The sequence below is a fragment of the Sinomonas sp. P10A9 genome (assembly GCF_041022165.1).
GTDB classification, from domain to species: domain Bacteria; phylum Actinomycetota; class Actinomycetes; order Actinomycetales; family Micrococcaceae; genus Sinomonas; species Sinomonas puerhi.
In genome coordinates this window covers 4,043,773-4,063,525 of record NZ_CP163302.1, presented here as the reverse complement: position 1 = coordinate 4,063,525, position 19,753 = coordinate 4,043,773, and the positions used below count along the sequence as shown (strand labels likewise).

At 71.0% G+C, this 19,753-nt stretch carries 20 protein-coding genes; 10 read left to right on the top strand and 10 right to left on the bottom strand.

The window, feature by feature from the left end; translation table 11 throughout:
* Positions 1-39 precede the first annotated feature (39 nt).
* Together AB5L97_RS18675 and AB5L97_RS18670 are read left to right on the top strand one after the other, a co-directional pair.
* A complete protein-coding gene (locus AB5L97_RS18675; protein ID WP_369045820.1) occupies positions 40-1,446 on the top strand; it encodes a DUF2064 domain-containing protein in 1,407 nt (468 codons plus the stop codon).
* Complete coding sequence (locus AB5L97_RS18670) at positions 1,443-2,270, top strand: class I SAM-dependent methyltransferase (RefSeq protein ID WP_369045819.1); 828 nt, start codon at positions 1,443-1,445, stop codon at positions 2,268-2,270. Before AB5L97_RS18675 ends, AB5L97_RS18670 begins: the two co-directional genes overlap by 4 nt.
* 46 nt (positions 2,271-2,316) lie before the next feature.
* Here the strand turns inward: AB5L97_RS18670 and AB5L97_RS18665 are convergent, their stop codons facing one another.
* Both AB5L97_RS18665 and AB5L97_RS18660 read right to left on the bottom strand, forming a co-directional pair.
* Positions 2,317-2,565 (bottom strand): hypothetical protein, encoded by a 249-nt coding sequence (locus AB5L97_RS18665; RefSeq protein ID WP_369045818.1) that lies wholly within the window; start codon positions 2,563-2,565, stop codon positions 2,317-2,319.
* Positions 2,562-3,764 (bottom strand): molybdopterin-dependent oxidoreductase, encoded by a 1,203-nt coding sequence (locus AB5L97_RS18660; RefSeq protein ID WP_369045817.1) that lies wholly within the window; start codon positions 3,762-3,764, stop codon positions 2,562-2,564. The genes AB5L97_RS18665 and AB5L97_RS18660 overlap by 4 nt, the downstream gene beginning before the upstream one ends.
* Before the next feature lie 112 nt (positions 3,765-3,876).
* Between AB5L97_RS18660 and AB5L97_RS18655 the strand changes: the two genes are divergently transcribed.
* Genes AB5L97_RS18655 through AB5L97_RS18640 form a run of 4 tightly spaced genes read left to right on the top strand, consistent with a single transcriptional unit; the run spans position 3,877 to position 8,127 of the window.
* A complete protein-coding gene (locus AB5L97_RS18655; RefSeq protein ID WP_369045816.1) occupies positions 3,877-5,376 on the top strand; it encodes a glycosyltransferase family 87 protein in 1,500 nt (499 codons plus the stop codon).
* Between the two features lie 37 nt (positions 5,377-5,413).
* Positions 5,414-6,385 (top strand): aldo/keto reductase, encoded by a 972-nt coding sequence (locus AB5L97_RS18650; RefSeq protein WP_369045815.1) that lies wholly within the window; start codon positions 5,414-5,416, stop codon positions 6,383-6,385.
* 55 nt (positions 6,386-6,440) lie between these two features.
* Positions 6,441-7,238, top strand: coding sequence for a Pr6Pr family membrane protein (locus AB5L97_RS18645; RefSeq protein ID WP_369045814.1), 798 nt, complete (start codon positions 6,441-6,443; stop codon positions 7,236-7,238).
* Entirely contained in the window at positions 7,222-8,127 is a 906-nt protein-coding gene (locus AB5L97_RS18640) for a helix-turn-helix domain-containing protein (protein WP_369045813.1), read from the top strand. The genes AB5L97_RS18645 and AB5L97_RS18640 overlap by 17 nt, the downstream gene beginning before the upstream one ends.
* 3 nt (positions 8,128-8,130) lie before the next feature.
* On the opposite strand, the gene AB5L97_RS18635 is transcribed toward AB5L97_RS18640, so the two are convergent.
* The 5 genes from AB5L97_RS18635 to AB5L97_RS18615 all read right to left on the bottom strand — a co-directional run bounded on the left by AB5L97_RS18635 (position 8,131) and on the right by AB5L97_RS18615 (position 12,983).
* Complete coding sequence (locus AB5L97_RS18635) at positions 8,131-8,391, bottom strand: LapA family protein (protein WP_307956268.1); 261 nt, start codon at positions 8,389-8,391, stop codon at positions 8,131-8,133.
* A gap of 226 nt (positions 8,392-8,617) precedes the next feature.
* Positions 8,618-9,142, bottom strand: coding sequence for a PRC-barrel domain-containing protein (locus AB5L97_RS18630; protein ID WP_369045812.1), 525 nt, complete (start codon positions 9,140-9,142; stop codon positions 8,618-8,620).
* 69 nt (positions 9,143-9,211) lie between these two features.
* Complete coding sequence (locus tag AB5L97_RS18625) at positions 9,212-9,967, bottom strand: mechanosensitive ion channel family protein (protein WP_369045811.1); 756 nt, start codon at positions 9,965-9,967, stop codon at positions 9,212-9,214.
* A gap of 289 nt (positions 9,968-10,256) precedes the next feature.
* Positions 10,257-12,155: an FAD-binding monooxygenase gene (locus AB5L97_RS18620; protein WP_369045810.1), complete on the bottom strand. Its 1,899-nt coding sequence runs from the start codon at positions 12,153-12,155 to the stop codon at positions 10,257-10,259.
* 399 nt (positions 12,156-12,554) lie between these two features.
* Positions 12,555-12,983, bottom strand: coding sequence for a cupin domain-containing protein (locus tag AB5L97_RS18615; RefSeq protein WP_369045809.1), 429 nt, complete (start codon positions 12,981-12,983; stop codon positions 12,555-12,557).
* A gap of 258 nt (positions 12,984-13,241) precedes the next feature.
* Here AB5L97_RS18615 and AB5L97_RS18610 point away from each other — a divergent pair, with 258 nt between their 5' ends.
* Complete coding sequence (locus AB5L97_RS18610) at positions 13,242-14,144, top strand: helix-turn-helix transcriptional regulator (protein ID WP_307956263.1); 903 nt, start codon at positions 13,242-13,244, stop codon at positions 14,142-14,144.
* 26 nt (positions 14,145-14,170) lie between these two features.
* Complete coding sequence (locus tag AB5L97_RS18605) at positions 14,171-14,995, top strand: SDR family NAD(P)-dependent oxidoreductase (RefSeq protein ID WP_369045808.1); 825 nt, start codon at positions 14,171-14,173, stop codon at positions 14,993-14,995.
* 86 nt (positions 14,996-15,081) lie between these two features.
* On the opposite strand, the gene AB5L97_RS18600 is transcribed toward AB5L97_RS18605, so the two are convergent.
* Positions 15,082-16,083, bottom strand: a complete 1,002-nt coding sequence (locus tag AB5L97_RS18600; protein WP_369045807.1) for an aldo/keto reductase — start codon at positions 16,081-16,083, stop codon at positions 15,082-15,084.
* Between the two features lie 176 nt (positions 16,084-16,259).
* On the opposite strand from AB5L97_RS18600, the gene AB5L97_RS18595 reads away from it, so the two are divergent.
* Positions 16,260-17,357, top strand: a complete 1,098-nt coding sequence (locus AB5L97_RS18595) for a hypothetical protein (protein ID WP_369045806.1) — start codon at positions 16,260-16,262, stop codon at positions 17,355-17,357.
* A 49-nt stretch (positions 17,358-17,406) separates the two neighbouring features.
* Here AB5L97_RS18595 and merA read toward each other — a convergent pair whose 3' ends face one another.
* Complete coding sequence (gene merA / locus AB5L97_RS18590) at positions 17,407-18,873, bottom strand: mercury(II) reductase (protein WP_369045805.1); 1,467 nt, start codon at positions 18,871-18,873, stop codon at positions 17,407-17,409.
* Between the two features lie 79 nt (positions 18,874-18,952).
* Here merA and AB5L97_RS18585 point away from each other — a divergent pair, with 79 nt between their 5' ends.
* Complete coding sequence (locus tag AB5L97_RS18585) at positions 18,953-19,342, top strand: heavy metal-responsive transcriptional regulator (protein ID WP_369045804.1); 390 nt, start codon at positions 18,953-18,955, stop codon at positions 19,340-19,342.
* 40 nt (positions 19,343-19,382) lie between these two features.
* On the opposite strand, the gene AB5L97_RS18580 is transcribed toward AB5L97_RS18585, so the two are convergent.
* Positions 19,383-19,721, bottom strand: coding sequence for a YnfA family protein (locus AB5L97_RS18580; RefSeq protein ID WP_369045803.1), 339 nt, complete (start codon positions 19,719-19,721; stop codon positions 19,383-19,385).
* Positions 19,722-19,753: the final 32 nt, after the last annotated feature.

Sequence of the window (19,753 nt, the reverse complement as noted above, 5' to 3'; positions counted from 1 at the left end):
GGCGGTGGAGGCCCCGCCCCTCCGCCTAGCGTCGGTGGCGTGAACACCGTGACTCCCGCGCCTGTCGACGTAGTCTTCCCATGCCTCAACGAGCGCGCGGCGCTTCCCTGGGTCCTCGGCCGGGTGCCGGCGGAGTGGCGGGCGATCGTCGTCGACAACGGCTCAACCGACGGTTCGGGTGAGCTCGCCGCGCAACTCGGCGCGACGGTCGCGTTCGAGCCACGCCGTGGCTTCGGGGCGGCCGTGCATTGCGGGCTGCAGGCTGCGACCGCGCCGTTCGTGGCGATCTGCGATGCGGACGGCTCGCTCGACCCCGCCGAGCTGCCGGGTCTCCTCGCGCTCCTGACGCACGACGGCGCGGACCTCGCCCTCGGCTCCCGTCGCCCCGACCGCGGTGCGTGGCCGCTCCACGCGCGCCTCGCGAACCGGGCCCTTGCTGCGCTGCTACGGGCAGGGTCCGGCCTCGGGCTGAGCGATCTTGGACCGATGCGGATTGCGCGCACCGATGCGCTGCGCGGGCTGCGCCTTGCCGACCGGCGCAGCGGCTACCCGCTCGAGATGGTCCTGCGCGCCGCCGAGGCTGGCTGGCACGTCGTCGAGCAGCCCGTGCGCTACGCCCCGCGGGTGGGCCGCTCGAAGGTCACGGGAACCGTCCGCGGCACCGCCACGGCCGTGTACGACATGGCGACCCTGCTCGCCGACAGCCGGTCCCGGGCTCGCCGTCGGGGGCACGACGCCGAGACCCGCCGCTCGGACGACCTCACCATCGCCGTGGTCGCCAAGGAGTGCCTGCCCGGCCGGGTCAAGACCCGGCTCGCCCCCGCGTTCACTCCCCAGGAGGCCGCGGACCTCGCCTCGCTGAGCCTGCGCGCCACGCTCGAGACCGTGCGGTCGCTGCCGGTGCGTTCGCGGATCCTCTACTTCGACGGCAGCCCTGCCACGGCGACGATCCCCGGTTTCAGCTATGTCCCTCAGCCGGACGGGAGTCTGGATGAGCGGCTCGCCGCCCTGTGTGATGCCGTGGATGGGCCGCTCCTCATCCTCGGCATGGACACGCCGCAGTTCACACGGGCCGATCTCGCGCCGCTCCTCGCGGAGTGGGGGTGTGGCGTTGGCGGAGCAGCCACGGGGGGCGCACCGGCCGATGGTGCGGGGTGCGCACCTGCGGACGCGTGGTTCGGCGCCGCGCAGGACGGCGGTTTCTGGGCGCTTGCTCTCGCCGAACCGGACGGGAGACTGATCCTGGGCGTGCCCATGTCGCAGCCGGACACGGGCGCGCGGCAGCTCGGCCGGCTGCGCCGCGCGGGGCTCACGGTGCGCGAGCTCCCGACCCTGCGGGACGTCGATACTCCCGAAGATGCAGCCGCCGTGGCCGCCCAGCTACCCGGGACCGAGTTCAGTGCCCTAGTGGCCGGCGTGCTCGCCGCGACGGGGGCTGCGCGGTGACCGCCGACGCCATCGCGGCGGCGAGTCTTCTGCCAGCAGGCACCGCGGTCCTTGGCCCTGAGCCTGCCAGCCTTGGGCTCGAGGACCGGATGGAAGCAACGGTGACTGGCGCCACAAAACCCGCGTGGCACAGGCCCTTCCGCCCCGGGTCATTCTTCGGCCGTGGCGGCGGCGACCCGTACGCTCGGGCGCTGCGCCGCCGCCGCGGCATCCTCGACCTGATCGATGTGGACGCCGATCCCCGCGCCGAGCCGCTCGCCCGCTACGATGCTGGCGCCTGGTTCCGGGCGACGCCGGGGGAGCGGGCGCTCCTCGGCGCACTGACGGGCCCGGTCCTGGACATCGGGTGCGGACCCGGCCGGTTCGTCGCCGCGGCACGCCGAGCGGGAATCGATGCCGTGGGCATCGACGTCGAGGAGCGCGCCGTCCGCCTCGCCCGTAGGGGCGGCGAGGCCGTGCTCGGTTCGGTCTTCCATCCTTGCGCCGAGATCACCGCGACCGGCCGAGCAGGCGCCGGATGGGGCGGGGTGCTCCTGATGGACGGCAACATCGGCATCGGCGGCGACCCGGCCGCGCTGCTTGCGCGGGTCCGCGAGATCACGGCACCGGGAGCCTCGGCCTGGGTCGAGGCCGCCACAGGTCGGTGGACGGACCGTTCCTTCGCGGCCCGACTGAGGGACGCACGCGGGCACCTCAGCGACGAGTTCCCCTGGGCAGTTCTGGGGCCCGCGGCGCTCGCGGCGATGGCAGCGGACACGGGCTGGGAGCCTGTCACTGAGCGGAGCGTGAACGGGCGCCCCGTCTGCCTCCTGCGCCGGAGATAGCCGGGACGGAGGCGCATTCACGCGATGAAGTGTCGGCCCCGGTACCTCAGGATGGTCGGCTGGCCCCGTGAAGCGCTCGCCAGACCCCCGACCAGACCCTCGACCCGACCTTGGCCGCCGCCGTCACGGCAGGCACCCACACGCCGTCGTGAACCACGACGGCGGCCGCGAGCCACACCGTGAGGCCGACCAGCTGCCCGAGGGCCAGAGAGCCCAAGAGGAGCGCCCCGCCCACGCCGACCAGCGCAGCACCCGCCAGCACCGCGAGAGCCCGGACGAGGAACCGCGCGCTCACGCCGGGCTCCCGGGGTCGGCTGCGAGCACCCGCAGCTCGGAGATCCACTTGGTCTGCAGCACGCCGGGCCGCCCGGGCGCGATGATCCGCGCGGGATAGCCATGGTCCGGGCTGAGCGTCTCGCCGTTGACCCGCAGTGCCACGAGCGTGAGCGGGTCCCACGCGAACTTCTCCGGGAGCACGCTCATGCGGTTGTTGCCGGCGCGCTCGAGGCTCTGCACCACGACGTCACCCCGGCTCGCCCCGGCGGCCCGCAGCAGGTCCGGCATCCGCACCCCTGCCCACACCGCGTCCTGCACCCACCCCTCCACGCATGCGACCGGCAGCCCGTGCTCCGTCTGGGGAAGCGCCTCGAGGTCGGCGAGGCTGAACCGACGGGCACTCGCCCCCACAGCCACCGCGAGCTCCCAGCCCGCCGCGCCATCACGCACGACGACGCCCGCCGCCTCCGCGGTCCGGTTCACCGCGAGCCCTTGGGAACCCCGCCCGGGCCTGCGCGGCGTGAACACGGCCGCGTCGCGCAGCCACGGGACGTTCTGCGTCGCGGAGCCGAGGAACGCGGCCGCGGCGCCGATGCCCACGAGGGCGAGCACCCGTCGTCGTGCGCGGTCCGGCCCAGAGCGATCGGACCCCCCGCGCCCATCCCGCGCACCCCGCCAATGCGCCGCGATCGCCGGGTACTTGACGGCGACGTGGATGAGCAGCGAGCCGAGGATCACCCACGCGAGCGCGAAATGCGTCTCGCGGAACGGGAACGGCCACGGGTACCACTGGAACGTGTTGATGATGCCGATCGTCACCTCGACGAGCGAGGCCGCGACGAACACCGCGATGCTCGCCCGCTCGAGCGCGTGCAGCACGGACGTCACGGGAGGCCACTTTAGGAGCTCCGGATACACCGACCAGAGCTTGGCCAGCAGCAGCGGAACGCTCACCGTCCCGGCCGTGATGTGCACGGTCTGCGTCACCGCGTACAGCCACACGGGCCGGGCGAGCGTCGCCCCGGGCCACGTCGCCGGGTCCTGGAGCGCGTGCGAGTAGAACCCCGTGGCCAGGCACAGAGCGAACATGCCGGCGAGCCACCGGCCCAGCACCACCGTGAGCCGAGTGCCCCGCGTGGGCGAATGCACCGCCGCGAGCAGCCTCGAGGATGCCGCTTCGGCAATGCGGCCCGCCGTCCGGATGGTCCTTCGTTCCATGCCCTCAAGCACAGCACCGGGGCGGCCGCGCAGGGCCCGCGAGACATTACGGAACCCGAACGGGAAGCCTCGATCGCGCCCATCGCCGCGCCTCGTGCGGGACGCTGTCAGCATGGCAGCTCACCGGCTCCGAGACCGCGCTCCCCGACCCCGCACCCTCCTCTCCGCGTGCCTGCTCGCGCTGGCCGTGCCTGCCCTCGCTGCCCTCGTCGCGGCCGTCGTCTGGACCGTCTCCGCGCACGACGGCGACCGGTTGCGGGTGCTGGTCGGCACGGCGGCGTGCTGGGTCGCCGCCATCGCGGCGTGGGCCCTCGTGCGCAGGGCCCAACGGTCGGGGGCGGGCCATCGCTGGGTGCTGGGAACCATCGTGCTGGGCCTCCTCGCTGCTGGCGGCGCCTCGCTGTCCGCGCCGCCGTCCACGAGCAACGACTCGGCGCGGTACGCGTGGGACGGGATCGTGCAGAAGGCCGGGATCTCGCCGTACCGGGATGTGCCAGCGTCGGACGCGCTCGCGGACCTGAGGCCCGCATGGCTGTTCGCGCCGCGCGACGGGCAGCGGTGCGAGGCCGCAGCCCCCGGCGGGCACTTCCCGACAGGGGACGTGCTCACGGACTCGGTGCCCCGCGGCGAGCCCCTGTGCACCGCGATCAACCGGCCGCGCGTCCCCACCGCGTATCCGCCCGTGGCGGAGGCATACTTCGGGGCCGTGCGGCTCCCGCTGCCCGCGGGCGTGGGGTGGATCGCGTTCCAGGCCGCGGGTCTCGTGCTCGCGCTCGCGGGAACGCTCCTGCTGACCCGTGCCTTCGCGCGCGCCGGAATCCCCCTGGCCGACGCGGCGCTGTGGGCCTGGAACCCGCTCGTGCTCCTCGAGGCCGTCAACAACGCGCACGTCGATGCCCTCGCGGCGGTCCTGCTCGCCGGGGCAGCCCTCGCGCTCGGGGCCCGGCGGGTCGGGAGGTCGGGCATCCTGTTCGGCCTCGCGGTCGCGACCAAGGTGATCCCGGCTGCCGCGCTTCCCGGCATGCTGAGGGACCGGCCATGGCGCTTCGCGGCTGCGGCGGTTGGCACGGTCAGCGCGGTGTACGTCCCGTACGTGCTCGCCTCCGGCCCGGCCGTGCTCGGCTACCTCCCGGGGTACCTCTCGGAGGAGGGCTACTCCTCGGGCGGGGACACGACGCGATTCTCGTTGCCAGGCATCCTCCTGCCGCCGGGCCCGGCGCTCGTGGTGGGCGTGGCGGCACTGCTCGCCGTGTGGGCGGGGGTGTGGCTCGCACGGCACCGGCTCGAGCCCGCCGTGGCGCAGGCGGTCTCGGTCGGGTGGGCCCTCGTGATCGTGTGCCCGAGCTATGCGTGGTACGCGCTCATGCTGATCCCTCTGGCCCTGATCGCCCGCAGGCCCGAGTTCCTCGTGGTCCCGGCTGCGCTCGAGGCCGTCTCCGCCACCGTCGGGACCGGCGCCGGGCCCACGGTGAGCCCGGCCGCGATGGCCGCGGCCGCCGTCGTGCTTCTGGTCGCAGCCATGGCGAGACGCCGGGCTCGGCGCCGTCCGCAGCGGGGGCCCGCCCCATCCGCGTACTCACAGGGCCTCCCTCGCGCGCAGAGGGCCGCGTAGCGTCGGGCGTATCCCCACCGACGAAAGGAACCATCCGATGGAGTACACACGCCTCGGTACCTCCGGCCTGCGCGTGAGCCGCCTCGCCCTCGGCTGCATGAGCTTCGGCGACGCCTCGCGCGGCTTCAGCGACTGGGCGCTCGACGACGACGCGGCCGCGCCGCTCTTCCGCCAGGCCGTCGAGCTCGGCATCACGTTCTGGGACACCGCGAACGTCTATGGCTACGGTTCCTCGGAGGAGATCGTGGGCCGCGCCATCCGGAGTTACACGAGCCGCGAGGACGTGGTCCTCGCGACGAAGGTCTTCTTCCCCATGCACGAGGGTCCGGGAGGCCGCGGACTGTCGCGCCGGGCGATCATGGAGCAGGTCGATGCGTCCCTGTCCCGGCTCGGCACCGACTACGTGGACCTCTACCAGATCCACCGCTTCGACCCGGAGACGCCGGTCGAGGAGACGATGGAGGCGCTGCACGACGTCGTGAAGGCCGGCAAGGCGCGCTACCTCGGGGCGTCGTCGATGTGGGCGTGGCAGTTCCAGAAGATGCAGCACGCCGCCGAGGCGAACGGCTGGACGCGGTTCGTCTCGATGCAGGACCAATACAGCCTCGTGATGCGCGAGGAGGAGCGCGAGATGATGCCGCTCCTTGCGGATCAAGGCGTGGGCAGTCTCCCCTGGAGCCCGCTCGCGAAGGGCCGCCTCACGCGCCCGTGGAGCGACCAGCACACCCAGCGGGCCGAGACGGACCCGCTGCAGAGCCGCTACTCCGGCGAGGTGAACGAGCCGATTGTCAGCGCCGTCCAGCGCGTCGCCGAGGCCCGCGGCGTGCCCATGGCCCAGATCGCCCTCGCCTGGGTGCTGCACAACCCCGTGGTCACGGCCCCGATTGTCGGGGCGACCAAGCCGCATCACCTCGCAGACGCCGCCGCGGCCCTTGAGCTGACGCTCTCCGAGGACGAGGCGCGCGCCCTCGAGGAGCACTACACGCCGCGGATGCCCTCGGGGTTCTGAGCTGGCGGTACTTTCGACTCTGGGTGCGCACGCCGCGCAGCAGCAGACTGTGGCCATGAGCGGCGCACCGACACTGATCCCTCCGGCGGAGAACAACCTCGCCCTCAACCACGCGCTTCACCCCGACCGCCTCTGGATCCGCCTCGTGCGCGCCGCTGTGGGGGTCGCCGTCCTCGTCGCGCTCATCCAGAAGACGATGGACGCGACGCTGCCGACCAACGACGTCGACATCCCGCAGCTCTACTCCGAGTTCACCGTCCAGTCGAACTTGGCCGTCGGGCTCGTCCTGATCGCCTCCGCGGCGTGGCCGTGTACCAGGCTCCCGCTCTGGTGGGACCACCTGTTCGGCGCGCTCACGTTCTACATGGTCATGACGGGCATCATCTACGTGGTCCTTGTCGCGCCGCCCAGCGAGCCATGGTGGACCCTGGACATGTACTGGCCGCAGATGATCCACCACCGCATCGTCCCGCTCGTCATGGCGCTCGACTGGATCCTCGTCACGCGCACCGTCCGCGGCAGGTGGTGGCGGCCGCTCGCCTGGATGGTCTACCCGGCCGCGTTCCTGGCCTTCTCGTGGATCCGCGGCGGGATCGACGGCTGGTACGTCTACGACTTCCTCGATCCGACGCTCGACGGCGGGTGGCCGGGAGTCTTCGTCACGACGACCCAGGTGCTGGCAGCCTTCCTCGTGGTCGCCGTGCTCATCCATGTGGCGGGCAACGTCCGCGTGGGCCTCGCCGTGGCCCGCTCTGCGCCGCGACTGAGCGACCGACCGCTGATCCGTGTTCTGACAGGGCGCCCCAATCGCGGGGAGCGAACCGTACCCTCGAACCATGGACACCAGAAGTGAGGTGCGCGAGTTCCTCCGCACCCGCCGCGCCCATGTGAGCCCTGAATCGGCGGGCCTCATCGGAGGCAGCCGACGCCGCGTGCCCGGCCTGCGCCGCGAGGAGGTCGCCCTTCTGGCGAACGTGAGCGCTGACTACTACGCGCGCCTCGAGCGCGGCGACCTCTCCGGAGCCTCGGACGAGGTGCTCGACTCGCTAGCCCGCGCCCTCCAGCTCGACGAGGCCGAGACGACTCACCTTTTCGACCTCGCCAGGGCGTCGCAGCGGTCGGCGTCGCAGCAGTCCGCTGCTCAGGGCGCCGCGGGCACGCGCCGTCGTGCGCGTGGGTCGGGTGCACCCGAGGTCAGGGACAGCCTGCAGCGCTTCCTCGACGCCGTCACCGGCGCGCCGGCCTGGGTGCGCAACGAGCGGATGGACTTCGTCGCGGCCAACGCGCTGGGCCGCGCCCTGTACGCTCCCGTCACGGAGGCCACCGCGTCCCCGGGGACGCCGGCCAACAACGCACGCTTCCTCTTCACGAGCCCCGCGGCGCGCGACTTCTACCCGGACTGGGAGAAGAACATGGACGACGTCGTCGCGACCCTCCGGGGCTACGCGGGCCGCAGCCCCCATGACCGCGCCCTCCAGGAGCTCATCGGCGAACTCTCCGTGACGAGCGAGGAGTTCCGCGTGCGCTGGGCAGCCCACAACGTCCGCTTCCACCGCACGGGCCACAAGCGGATCCACCACCCCATGGTCGGCGACCTCGAGCTCGCCTACGAGGCCATGGAACTGCCCGCCAACCCCGGCTGGACTATGTTCGCCTACACGGCCGAGCCCGGTTCGGCGAGCGAGGAGCGGCTGCGGCTGCTCGCGAGCTGGGCGGCCACGGAGGCCCTGCAGCGGGGGTGATGGTCAGCGCCGCGGCGGCGTCGTGCGCCGTGCCCGGCGGGCGGCGGCTCGGAGTTGAAAGATCCGCACGGCGCCGGCGATGGCCACCAGCACCCCGCCGGCCACGGCCGCGATGAACAGCGCGATCCCGAGGGGCACCGGACCGACGAGGCCCAGGAAGTGGACTTGGGCCATGTCCTGGTTCTGGATGAAGAACACCACGAGCAGGATGAAGACCACGAGGCCCGCGATGACCGCGGTCCACGTGGCCCCGGCCCGGGACACCCCGGGCCGGGGCGAGCCCGGTTGCGACGAGTCTGTCCGGGGCGAGCCCGGCTGCGGTGAGTCCGCCCGGGGCGAGCCGGGCTGCGGGGCGCCGGACCGAGTCCGCGGGTCCTCGGGCGAGGCTCCTCCGAGTCCGTGGGCCGGGGCGCCCGCCGGTTCCGTCGGTTCCGTCCGGTCACCCGGCTCCGGCCGCGGATCGCGCCGTCTTGGCGAACCCCGCCGTCCGTCACCGGAGTCGGTCGTCACCGATGTTCCTGTCCGTCTCGACCGCGCTACCGTCGACCGGTGTGTTCTCCACAGGGACGGGCTGGTTCAGACCATTCCCGAGGGGGCGCCGACGGAGGCCCATCGCCAGTTGGCGTCGGCCGATCGGCCCGTCCTGCAGAGCCGCCTCGTTCTGGGCCCGCTCGGTGTCCGCCAGTCCCTGGGCCGGAGCGGAGCGTCCATAGTGGCGGTAGAGCCGGTCCTCCTCACCCGGCTCGAGGTGCTCCTCAGCGTCGACGCGGGGAGCATCCTTGATGTGGTCCTTCGTATACGGGACCACGAGGTTCTCCTCCGCGATCCTGGCCCCCTCGAGGGGAACGAAGGATTCCTTGGTGCCGAAGAGCCCGGTCTTCACCGTGACCCATGCGGGCACGTCCGTGTGGTCGTCGAGGTAGAACTCGCCGATGGCGCCGATCTTCTCCCCGTCCTGGGAGACCACATCTCCCTGGCCGTCCTTGAGGTCCTCTAGGTCCGCACTCGTGAACATTGTGGTTCTCCTCTTCTGGCTCTTCTGGCCTGCATCTGTTACGTGTTCCGTGAGAGGCAGCGGGCCGCCTCAGTAGCGGTGGGCACCGTCGCTCTGGGTCGGCGGCATGTGCTGGCGGGCCGCTTCCTTAATCTGCTCGGAAGCCGGTGGGGCGGCCTCGGCGTGCGCCTTGACGCGCGGGGCCTCATCCTCGGCGCGGGAGAGGTAGCGCTCCCAGCGCTGGGACATGGGCTTGATGAGGCCGCCGCCCACTCCCACGATCACCACTCCGACGATGGCCGCGAGCACGGCGATGAGGATGGGGGTCGTGACCGTGACCGCGATGTCCACCTGGTTGAGGGCGGCGATGATGCCGATGCCGATGATGAAGATGCTCGCGATATTGGCGAGCGTCTTGCCGTACGACAGGCCGCCCAGAGAGCCCTGAATGAGCGTCTTCACAGCGGCGGCGATCGCCGCGCTCACGATCACGATGATAATCGCGACGACAACCTTGGGCAGGAATCCGATGATGGCCGCGAGCAGAGTGCTGACTGGATTCGGGCCGAAAACGCCGAACGCGAATTGAAGCACGAAGAGGACGAGAGCGTAATAGATGATCTTGGAGACAATGGTGCTCGCGTCGAGGTTGGACCCGGCGAGGGCGCGCTTCACGCCGCCCCGTTCGACCCAGCGGTCGAATCCGATCTTGGTCAGGAGACGCGAGAGCCCATTCGCGATCGCCTTGGCCACGAGCAGGCCCACGATGAGGATGACGAGGAACAGCAGGAGCTGGGGGACGAACCGCGCCACTTCTGCAAGTCCGGCGGTGAGTGAGTCAGGCATGGCAACCTCCCGTGCTGGGTGTTTGGCATGTGCTTTTCTATTTACGGGACTTCCGCATGGAGGGTTTCAGAAAAGCATGCGCGCGGTAGGATGGCAAGGCCGGCGGGAAAATAATCCCGCATCTGCTCGAAGATGTTTGAAATGCAGAATTCGGGGCAATTGACGAGGTTTTCGGTCTTCCGGAATGCGCTCTATTTCGGGGCTGGGACGGGCGAGGGGTCACCTCCCGTGCGGGAGGCGACCCCTCGCCGTCGTGCAGCCGCCTGAAGCGGCTCCTGGTCAGACCTGGTCAGACCTGAGCGGCCGCATGGCCCTTCAGGACGCCCGCGAAGAACGCGCCGAGCTCGTCGGTTGCGGCGAGCGGGACGATGTTGGCCACGTACTGGTCCGGGCGGACCACCACGACCACGCCGTCACGGCTCAGGCCGCGCTCCTCGAAGATGTCCGCGGCGGAGTACGTGCCGAAGACATTCTCGAGGTCGTTGAGCTGGAACTCGCCCACCTGCGGCTTGAACACGCTGGGGACATCGTTCAGGTCGAAGGTGTGGTGGTCCTGCTGGTAGACGGCCTTGACGTCGAACCACGCGTTGCGGTCCAGGCCCTCGGGGGTTGAGACCACGGGGGAGGCCGGGTCGTTGGCGAGCCAGTCGGCGAACTTCGCCATCGCCGAGTCCGGCGTGCCGGCCTTGGCCGCATCGGCGAAGGCGTAGATGCGCCAGCGGCCGTCGGCCTGGGCGAGGTGGCCGAGGTGCAGCGGGTTGGTGTCGGAGATGCGCAGGGCCTTGGCGGACTTGAAGCGCTTGCCCATCGGGAAGCCCGTGGCGAGGTCCTGGTGCTTGGCCTGGCCCACGATCGCCGAGGGGTGGTACTCGGTCATGAATCCGGCCGGGAACTCGGCGGTGCGGACGTAGAAGTCCGCGAGCTCCGAGGGGCTCTCGAAGTCCTCGGGATTCTTCGCCATCATCGAGGACCACGTGCGGTCGAAGTCGATGAGGTTCTGCGCGATCACCTGGCGCTCGGCCGTGTAGGTGGACAGGAGGCTTTCGGGGCTGCGGCCCTCGAGGACGTGGCCGAGCTTCCAGCCGATGTTGAAGCCGTCCTGCATCGAGACGTTCATGCCCTGTCCGGCCTTGGCGCTGTGCGTGTGGCACGCGTCGCCGGTGATGAAGACGCGCGGTGAACGCTGCCCGGCCTGCGAGGTGGGGACGTCGTCGAACCGGTGGGTGACGCGGTGGCCGACCTCGTAGACGCTGTTCCAGGCGACGCTCTTCACATCCACCGAGTACGGGTGGAGGATCTTGTTCGCGCGGTCGATGATCTCCTGGAGCGGGGTCGCGCGGATCGTGCCGTTGTCGTCGTCCGGTACCACGCCGAGGTCCACGTACATGCGGAAGAGGTAGCCGCCCTCGCGCGGGATGTGCAGGATGCTGCCGCCGTCGTGCGACTGGATGGCGCACTTGGTGCGGATGTCGGGGAAGTCCGTGTTGGCGAGGACGTCCATGACGCCCCACGCGTGGTTGGCACGGTCGCCGGACATCTCGCAGCCGATCGCGTCGCGGACCTTGCTGCGTGCGCCGTCGGAGCCGACCACGTACTTGGCCTTGACGGTGCGCTCCTGGCCCTCATGCTGGGAGGTGCCGGCGAGCTTGACGGTGACGGGGTACTCGCCCTCGCCGATCTCAAGGCTCACGAACTCCCAGCCGTAGTCCGGCTTCATGCGGGTCGGGGAGTTCTCCATGACCTCGGCGAAGTAGTCGAGCACGCGGGCCTGGTTCACGATCAGGTGCGGGAACTCGCTGATCCCCATCTCGTCGTCCACCGCGCGCGAGGTGCGCTTGATGTTCTGGGGGTTCTCGGGGTCCGGCTGCCAGAAGTTCATTTCGGTGATGTGGTAGGCCTCGGCGATGATCTCGGGGGCGAACCCGAAGGCCTGGAACGTCTCGACGCTGCGGGCCTGGATGCCGTCCGCCTGGCCGATCTCGAGGCGGCCGCCGCGGCGCTCGATAATCCGGGTGTTGACGTTGGGGAACTGCGAGAGCTGCGCTGCGGTGATCATGCCCGCGGGCCCGGTGCCGACGATGAGCACGTCGACCTCGTCGGGGAGATCCTCGGGGCGGTTGAGGCCGACGCCAGCGGCCGGCTGGACCTTGGGATCCGTGGACACGTAGCCGTGGTGGTGGAACTGCACGGGCTTCCTCACTTCTCTGTGGGGTGGCGACCTCTCGCCATCGGAATGGTTGTTCGATAATAGAACTGCGTGTTCTAATATCGCTCACATCGATGGTACGCGAGGAGTGGGCCAGCCCACAAGGCTGAGTGAGCAGGACGCGCCCGACGGCCCCGCCCCGGCCCGCCCTTGGGAGTCACCTTCGGCGAGTTAGGTTCCGAGAGTCACCTCCTGAGGGTCACCTTCTGACGGTCATCTCCGGGGTCGAACGTTCCGACCTCCCCAGCTTTAACGGACGAAGCTCCCCAGCTTTAGCCTTCAACCCGCGCAATCACGCGGATGTCGGGACGAGTCAGAGCACTCGTCGGGGCTAGAGCTGGGGAGTTACGCGCGCGGCGGCGCCGGGCCGCGGGCCTTCGGTCACTTGCCGTTGGCGGCGGCTTCTTCCGTGCCGTTGGCCGCCCGGTACGCGGCGTCGTCGACCGGCTCGAGCCACGTGGTCGGATCGGTCTCGCCGTCGCCCGCAAGCATCGCGAGGTGCGCCATCGCGGCGTCGGCCGTCGCGCCGTGCCAGTGATCCTCGCCCGCGGCGCACTGCACGGTCTCGCGGGGTCCGGCGGCCACGACGCGACCGTCGCGGGTCCCCACGAGCGCGGTCCCCTCGAGCACGTAGAGGGTCTGGCCGAGCGCGTGGACGTGCCAATTCGTGTGGGCGCCGGCGGAGAAGCGCACGACGGCGGCGGCGAGCCACCCGGGCGCGGCCGCCGCGGAGACGGTGGTCACCTCGACATGGCCGGTGAAGCGGGATGCCGGGGCAACGGCGGGAACCTGGGCGGGAATGAGTTCCATGGGGGATCCTCCAAGGGGTTGGGTGGGACCAGGGGTCAGGTCCCAGGGTCTGAGGGCCAGCTTCTGAAGCGCGGCGACCCGCCGTGCGGCGAGGCGCGCAACGGAGCCGCGGGGCGGCGTCGTGCGTCCAGCGGTGGGAGGCAACGGGGTGAGCACCCTCCCATGCAACCCCGGAGCGCGCCGAAGAGGGAGAGCCCTGATGAGACCGGTACTGGCAGTACCTCCCAGCCGTGGCGGGACGCGGCGTAGCGTGGATCCATGGCAGCAGAGAACCGCGAGGAGGTCCGCGACTTCCTCGCGACCCGTCGGGCGAAGATCACTCCGGAGCAGGCCGGACTCACGGTCTACGGCACGAACCGGCGCGTGCCGGGCCTCAGGCGCGAGGAGGCTGCGCTGCTCGCGGGGGTCAGCGTGGAGTACTACACGCGGCTCGAGCGGGGGAACCTCGCGGGGGTCTCGGAGGGCATCCTCGAGGCGCTTGCCCGCGCCCTCCAGCTGGACGACGCCGAACGCGACCACCTCTTCGACCTCGCCCGCAACGCGGGCCCTTCGCGGTCCCGCCCGCGCGCGTCCCGCCAGGCGGTCCGGCCGAGCGTGCAGTTCATGCTCGACGCCATCACCGGGGCGCCCGCGTTCGTGCGCAACGGGCGCATGGACATCCTCGCCGCCAACCGGCTCGGCTTCGCGCTCTACTCCCAGATGTACGACGGCGCGGCCCGCCAGACGCTGGGCGTCCCCGCCCGCCCGGCGAACCACTCCCGGTTCATCTTCCTGGACACCCGTGCCCGGGAGTTCTACCCCGACTGGAACCTCGCGGCGAACAACAACGTGGCGCTCCTGCGGACCGAGTCGGGCCGTAATCCGCACGACAAGGGCCTCGCGGACCTCGTGGGCGAGCTGTCCACGCGCAGCGCGGAGTTCGCCTCGCTGTGGGCCCGCCACAACGTCCGGCGGCACTACTCGGGCCGCAAGCACTTCCGGCATCCCGTGGTCGGCGAGCTCGAGATGGTGTTCGAGGCGCTCGCCCTCGAGGAGGACCCCGGGCTGACCCTGACCGTCTACCCGGCCGTGCCCGGCTCGCCGTCCGAGGAATCCCTCAAGCTCCTCGCGAGCTGGGCCGCGACCGAGCGGATCGGTGAGCCCGTGCGCAGCGGCGCCTGACCACGTGACCGGCGTAGTGTGGCGCCATGTCTGATGTCGCGCTCGTCACAGGAACCTCGTCCGGGATGGGGCTGCACGCCGCCGTCGAACTCGCCCGCAGGGGCCTCACCGTGGTCGCGACCATGCGTGACCTCACCCGGGCCGACGCACTCCGCGCGGCCGCGGCGGAGGCTGGCGTCGAGCTTGACCTCCGGGCGCTCGACGTCGTCGACCACCCCGCGGCGGAGGCCCTCGTTGCCGCCGTGGTCGCCGACCACGGCCGGATCGACGTGCTGGTCAACAACGCCGGCAGGGGCTGTGTGGGCACCGCTGAGCAGCTCGGTCTGGACGTGATCCGGGACCAGCTCGAGGTCAACTACCTCGCGCCCGTGCATCTGGCCAAGCTCGTGCTGCCCGGGATGCGGGACCGCGGACACGGACGGATCGTGACCGTCACGAGCGTTGGCGGCGCGGTCGGCCAGCCTTTCGCCGACGCGTACTGCGGCGCGAAGTTCGCCGTCGAGGGCTTCATGCAGTCCCTCGCGCCGGTCGCCGAGCAGTTCGGTGTGCAGGTGAGCATCGTCGAACCGGCGGCCGTGGCGAGCGAGTTCGTCGCGAACGTCGAGCGGCCCGCCCACGTCGGCGCGTACGGCGCGCCCCTCGAGGCCTACCTCTCGCGCTCGTCGGGCGCGTTCGCCGGGGCCCAGTCGGCGCAGGAGGCAGGGGCCGCGATCGCGGACGCCGCGACGTCGGACGCCTACCGCTTCCGCTGGCAGACCTCCGAGGCCGCGGTCCGCTTCGTGGGCGCCTCCCTCGCCGATCTCGACGGCGAACGCGTGCTGGGCGTGACGCGTACCTGGATCACGAGGTAGCGTCCCGCCGCGGCGGGCGACGGCGCGCACTCGCCTCGTGCGCTCAGGCGTGGCTTCGGGCGACGCCGGGCGCTCGCCTCCTGCGCTCACGCGCGGTGCAGCACGCCAGCCTGTGCGCCTGGGGCGAGGGTCGGCTTCTTGACCGGGACATCGCCGAGGGCCTCGTCGATCGCCGCGAGGACGTCGTCGGTGAGTCCGACGCCGGAAGCCTCCGCGTTTGTGTGCACCTGCTCCGGGCGAGACGCGCCGGTGATCGCGGAGGCGAGCTCGGTGCGGCGGAGCACCCACGCGAGGGCCATGGTCGGCAGGCTCAGCCCCGCGCCGTCGGCAATCGGCACGAGACGCTGCACGGCATCGAGGATCGCGTCGTTGAGGAGGAGGTCCTTGGCCATGTTCATGGAGTCGCTCGCGAAGCGGCTGTCCTCGGGGATCCCCTGGCCCGGCTTGTACTTGCCCGTGAGCACGCCCTGCGCGAGCGGGGACCAGACGATCTGCGAGATGTCATTGGCTGTGCACAGCGGGAAGACCTCCGCCTCGGGCGCCTGCCACAGCATCGAGTACTGCGGCTGCGATGAGACGAAGAGCCCCGGCCCGGCGAGGTCGATCGCGGCCTGGATCTGCTCTGGGGTCCACTCGCTGAAGCCAAGATAGCGGGCCTTGCCCTGCTCGACCACCTTCTGCAAGGCCTCGACGGTGTCCTCGATCGGAACGGCGGTGTCGAAGCGGTGAGCCTGGTACAGGTCCACGTGGTCCGTCTGGAGCCGCGTGAGCGAGGCGTCGATCTGCTTGGCGATCTGCGCGGGGGAGAGGCCATGGTCCGCCGGGTCGTCTGACATCTGGCCGTTCACCTTCGTTGCGAGGATGTACGAGCCGCGTGGGTGCTTCGAGAGGATCTCGCCCCAGGCTGTCTCGGACGCTCCGCGGCCGTAGACGTTCGCGGTGTCGAAGAAGTTGATCCCGGCGTCGAACGCGGCCTGGGTGCACGCGCGGGTGTGCTCCTCCTCGATGCCGCCCGAGAACGTGAGCCACGAGCCGAGCGAGATCTCCGAGACCTCAAGGTCGGAACTGCCGAGCTTGCGGTAGCGCATGGTGGGACTCCTTGCGGTAGGTGGGTCCTCCCTGCCTACTCTCTGCGCGCGGCTCGTGCAAGGGCCGGATGCGCGGGGGCCGGGGCACATCGCCTCTATTCGCGGGCACATGGGGTCCGTACCGTCAAGGTGTCCGGCAGCCTGTCGGGCGGCCCCACGGAGAGCGGAGAACAGCCATGCGCGCTCATCGGATCCTGTTGCCCAGGGCAGGAGTCGTACTCGTCGGGACGCTCGCCCTCCTGCTCGCAGGGTGCGGTCAGAGCGGGCCGACGACGACGTCCTCCTCATCCTCCTCGAGCGCCGACAACCCCGCGTCGTCCTCGTCCTCGAGCGGCGGCAACCCGGCATGCGACCTCATCACCCCGGCGATCGCCGCCAAGGTCGACCCGGGCCAAGTGCCGATGTCGAATTCGCCGGCGAGGCCGGGCGGCAGCAAGGCCTACTTGTGCGGCTACTACAGCAGGTCCGCCAAGGGAAACGGCCTTTCGGTTGCGCTGACCACGCCGGCCTCGGCGGCGGACATCGCCGCGGCGAAGAAGACGCCCGATTGTGCGCCGGTGACCGGTATCGGCGACTTCGCATGCTTTCAGTGGACGGGCTACTTCCGCGGCGAACCCTCGGCGTCGGCGAACACGATCCTCACAGCGGTGCGCGGCAACGAGTCCCTCGACTTCCGCTATCTGGCCATGCCACCCATGGATGCGGGAACCCCCGTCCCCGACGGAAACGCCACGGCCCGAGCCCTTGCCCAGGCCCTGGTCGACGCCGGATGGGGCAACGGCAGCGCGCTCAGCGTCCCGTCCGCGCCGGCTGTGGGCCCGCAGGCGTCGACGAACAATCCCGTGTGCGCCATCGCGACGGCCGATGCCGTGAAGCAGGCCTTCGGCGCGACGACCACGCCGGAGACGCTCCCGGGCGAGGGAAGCTGCCGTTACACGTTCGGCGCCTTGGGCACCCCCGGTCCGGACTCGCTCATCTTCTCGATCGAGTACCACCAAGGCGGGGCATCCATGCTCACAGGTGCGCTGCCCCCTGACGGCCAGTCGATCGAGGGCGTGGGGGACAAGGCCATCCTCGTGACGAGGTCGGAGGCTGCGGGGCCGAAGTCCCTGCGGCCCGTCGGCGACGTGCCGATCACCATCCTCATGCTCGAGGTCGCCAAGGGCCAGAACATGGCGATCTTCGTTGCCCAGGTCCTCATCTCCCCGACCGGGCCCACGGCGGATCAGACGAAGGACCAGCTCCTCGGACTCGCGCGGAATTCCAGTTTCTGAGCGGGGCACGGCCACCGCATGCGGCACGCCGCCGCGGGCAGCCGCATCCTCACACCGCGCAGCAGGAGAGCCGCGAGACGTCCGCCGTGTAGGACTGCGCGGCGATCCGGATCCCCTCCGCCATCGTCAGGTACGGGCTCCACATGGCTGCCACCTGATCGACGGTCATGCCCGCCTCGAGGAGGTACACGCCGGCGGCGGCCAGCTCTCCGGCGTCCTTTGCCACGGCGGTGACGCCTAGGATCTTCCCCGTGGCCGCCTCGGCGACGATCTTGATGAACCCCCGCGTGTCCCTGTTCACGATCGCGCGAGGCACGTACTCGAGCGGCAGCACGCGGCACTCGCACCGATACCCGGACTCGCGCGCCTGCTTGTCCGTCAGGCCGACGGCGCCGAGCGCCGGGGAGGTGAACGTGACACGGGGGAGATGCCGATAGTCCACGGTGCGGCCGGCGCCCGTGAAGGCGTTCTCGACCACGAGCGCCCCGTGGTGGGCCGCGACGTAGACGAACTCTGGGTGTCCCGTGACGTCTCCGGCGGCCCAGACGCGGGGATTCGTAGTGGCGAGGGTGTCGTCCACGACGATCTCCCCGGACTCGCCGGTCTCGACGCCGACCTCCTTGAGGTTCAGCGCTCGAGTCACGGGCCTGCGGCCCATCGCGACGAGGACCCGCGCGGCCCGGAACTCCTGCCTCTCCTTGGCCCCGACGCTGCCCACCTCGGCGACGGCGACCACCTCGCCCGTGAGGGGATCCGTGCCCACCGAGGCGACGGCGGCGCGACGGACCACGTGGATGCCCTCGTCCGCGAAGACGCCCATGAGCGCACGCGACGCCTCGGGCTCCTCGTGCGAGGCAAGGCGGCTGCGCACGAGCATCGTCACCCTCGTCCCAAGACGCGCGAACAGCTGGGCCATCTCGAGCGCGACGTACCCGCCGCCGAGGACGAGGAGGGACTCGGGGATCTCGCTGAGCTCCATCGCCGTGGTCGAGGTCAGGTAGTCCACTTCGGGCAGGCCCTCGATCGGGTGGATCCACGGCGAGGACCCCGTTGCGACGAGGTAGTGCTGGGCCGTGACAGAGGAGCGCGCCTCGACCGAGGCGAGCGCGCCGCCGTCGTGCGTGATGGTCAGCACCGGCTCGCCGGGGGTGCCCGAGAAGGAGGCCTCTCCCTGGACCACATCCCAGCCGTAGTCGGCGGCGAGGTCCACGTACTTCTCCTGCCGCATTGACTCGACGAGGGCCTGCTTGCCCGCGATGAGTGCGCCCATGTCCACGGGGCCAGCGGAGGATCCGATGCCGGGGAACCTGCCCGCTGCGTCGGCGGCCGTGTGCCTCGCTTCGGCGGCCGCAAGGAGCGCCTTCGAGGGCACACACCCTGTGTTGACGCAGGTCCCGCCGATGGTCCCCCGCTCGACCATGAGGACGCGTTTGCCCAGGCCCGTGGCGCGGATCGCCGCTGAGAAGGCCCCTCCGCCGGAGCCGATGATCGCCAGATCGTAGTCGTAGTTGCTCATGCCGCCAGTGTGGACCTTCCCCTATACTGGAAGGTCAAGCCCAGGTGGAAGGTCAGGTCCGGGCGCTGAGGAGGCTGGGATGCGCATTGGCGAGGCGGCGGCGGCCGCAGGCGTGAGCACCAAGACGCTGAGGTTCTACGAGTCCCGCGGGCTCCTGTCCGATCCGGAGCGTGGGTCGAACGGGTACCGGGACTATGCGCCCGAGGTGGTCGGGCGCATCGGGTTCATCCGCCGAGGCCGTGCGGCCGGGCTGACTCTCGCCCAGATCGAGGACCTGCTCGAGGTGCGCGACGCCGGCGAGGCGCCGTGCGGGCACGTCGCGAAGGCATTGGCTCGGCATCTGGAGGCCCTCGACGCGCAGATTGCCGAGCTCACGGCATTGCGTGCGGCCGTCGCGACGGTGCACGTCGCGGCCGCAGCCGCCAATCCGTCGTCGTGCAACGCCGGGGAGATCTGCAGCTTCCTCTGACGCGCCCGTTCACCTGACGCCCGCGCGGGTGGGCGGTCCGTCAGGCCGAGGCGCGGGGCGCGAACATGATGACCGCGACCCCCGCGAGGCACACCGCAGCGCCGATCACGTCCCAGCGGTCCGGCCGGAAGCCGTCCACGATCATGCCCCACGCGAGGGAGCCGGCCACGAAGACGCCGCCGTACGCGGCCAGGATCCGACCGAAGTGGGCGTCGGGCTGGAAGGTCGCGACGAACCCGTAGATCCCGAGCGCGGCCACCCCGAGCCCCGCCCACCACCACGGCCTGCCCTCACGGACCGACTGCCATACGAGCCACGCACCGCCGATCTCGGCCGCGGCGGCGAGGACGAACAGGACCACGGACTTGAGGATGCTCACGCGCCCATGATGCCAGCGGACTGTCGGCCGCC

What these genes read in the sequence shown, in the direction of transcription:
- AB5L97_RS18655 (WP_369045816.1), top strand. Translation starts at nt 3,877, where the DNA reads ATGGCAGCTCACCGGCTCCGAGACCGCGCTCCCCGACCCCGCACCCTC.
- AB5L97_RS18600 (WP_369045807.1), bottom strand. Translation starts at nt 16,083, where the DNA reads ATGCGCTACCGCAAGCTCGGCAGTTCCGACCTTGAGGTCTCGGAGATC.
- AB5L97_RS18605 (WP_369045808.1), top strand. Translation starts at nt 14,171, where the DNA reads ATGTCTGATGTCGCGCTCGTCACAGGAACCTCGTCCGGGATGGGGCTG.
- AB5L97_RS18625 (WP_369045811.1), bottom strand. Translation starts at nt 9,967, where the DNA reads ATGCCTGACTCACTCACCGCCGGACTTGCAGAAGTGGCGCGGTTCGTC.
- AB5L97_RS18615 (WP_369045809.1), bottom strand. Translation starts at nt 12,983, where the DNA reads ATGGAACTCATTCCCGCCCAGGTTCCCGCCGTTGCCCCGGCATCCCGC.
- AB5L97_RS18645 (WP_369045814.1), top strand. Translation starts at nt 6,441, where the DNA reads ATGAGCGGCGCACCGACACTGATCCCTCCGGCGGAGAACAACCTCGCC.
- AB5L97_RS18610 (WP_307956263.1), top strand. Translation starts at nt 13,242, where the DNA reads ATGGCAGCAGAGAACCGCGAGGAGGTCCGCGACTTCCTCGCGACCCGT.
- AB5L97_RS18595 (WP_369045806.1), top strand. Translation starts at nt 16,260, where the DNA reads ATGCGCGCTCATCGGATCCTGTTGCCCAGGGCAGGAGTCGTACTCGTC.
- AB5L97_RS18585 (WP_369045804.1), top strand. Translation starts at nt 18,953, where the DNA reads ATGCGCATTGGCGAGGCGGCGGCGGCCGCAGGCGTGAGCACCAAGACG.
- AB5L97_RS18640 (WP_369045813.1), top strand. Translation starts at nt 7,222, where the DNA reads ATGGACACCAGAAGTGAGGTGCGCGAGTTCCTCCGCACCCGCCGCGCC.
- merA (WP_369045805.1), bottom strand. Translation starts at nt 18,873, where the DNA reads ATGAGCAACTACGACTACGATCTGGCGATCATCGGCTCCGGCGGAGGG.
- AB5L97_RS18630 (WP_369045812.1), bottom strand. Translation starts at nt 9,142, where the DNA reads ATGTTCACGAGTGCGGACCTAGAGGACCTCAAGGACGGCCAGGGAGAT.
- AB5L97_RS18660 (WP_369045817.1), bottom strand. Translation starts at nt 3,764, where the DNA reads ATGGAACGAAGGACCATCCGGACGGCGGGCCGCATTGCCGAAGCGGCA.
- AB5L97_RS18650 (WP_369045815.1), top strand. Translation starts at nt 5,414, where the DNA reads ATGGAGTACACACGCCTCGGTACCTCCGGCCTGCGCGTGAGCCGCCTC.